Origin of the sequence: Sphingomonas sp. CCH15-F11 (genome assembly GCF_001557005.1) — a bacterium.
Classification (GTDB): domain Bacteria; phylum Pseudomonadota; class Alphaproteobacteria; order Sphingomonadales; family Sphingomonadaceae; genus Sphingomonas.
In genome coordinates this window covers 1-500 of sequence record NZ_LSKG01000179.1, presented here as the reverse complement: position 1 = coordinate 500, position 500 = coordinate 1, and the positions used below count along the sequence as shown (strand labels likewise).

Below are 500 nucleotides of genomic sequence, written 5' to 3'. Positions count from 1 at the left end.
AGCCTCGCTGGCGGGATCATCGGGATCGCAGCGCTCGTGCTGATGCTGCTGACGCTTCCCTATGTCGCGGCCAAGCACATCGCCTGGGTCGACAAGCTGCTCTCCCGGCTCGTCAGCAAGCCGACCCTGCTCGCCATCCACATCTATGCCGGCGTGCTGGCGCCGATCCTGGGTCTGGTCCACGCCGCGCACAAGCTCGAAAGCCCGGTCGGACTGCTTCTGACCGTCCTCCTGCTGATGACGGTCATCACCGGCTTCATCGGCCGCTACCTGCTTGCCCAGCTTGGTCGGGCGCTGCGCGGACGCAGGTCGGAACTGGCCTCGCTTCGCGCCGCCTTCCTTGAGGAGCCGGCGGCGCCGACGCAGGCCGATACCGCAGCCGCGCCGCTGTCGGGCTGGAAGCGCTATCTGTTCGTCGCCGGGGATGCGCCCGCGGGCCAGCACCCCCAGAACAGGGCGGGGATCGCCGCGGCGCTGGCCGATACCGAATTCGCGATCCG

Annotated in this window: 1 protein-coding gene; it reads left to right on the top strand. The window is 69.2% G+C overall.

What is annotated here, in order from left to right; genetic code table 11:
* On the top strand, positions 1-500 hold a 500-nt coding region (locus tag AX709_RS17635), incomplete at both ends, for a hypothetical protein (RefSeq protein ID WP_066551268.1).